Genomic DNA, 275 nt, shown 5'->3' on the forward strand with positions numbered 1-275 from the left:
CCTTCTTCCACTTTTGCAGTGTTGTGTACCGCACCAATACCTGTAGTCACACCACAACCTAATAAGGCAACTTTATCTAACGGAGCATTTTCGTCGATCTTCGCTAAGTTAATTTCATTCACAACTGTATATTCACTGAATGTACTAGTCCCCATGTAATGATAAAGTGGCTCTCCTTTATAAGAGAAACGAGTTGTTCCATCAGGCATTAAACCTTTACCTTGTGTTTCTCGTACTGCACTACATAGGTTTGTTTTACCAGAACGACAGAATTT

At 39.3% G+C, this 275-nt stretch carries 1 pseudogene; it reads right to left on the minus strand.

Annotated features, from left to right (window positions below):
• Positions 1-275, minus strand: a pseudogene (locus tag FOT98_RS32045) (S-(hydroxymethyl)glutathione dehydrogenase); the annotation flags it as partial.

This window comes from Bacillus sp. HY001 (assembly GCF_007558965.1).
Lineage (GTDB): Bacteria > Bacillota > Bacilli > Bacillales > Bacillaceae_G > Bacillus_A > Bacillus_A mobilis.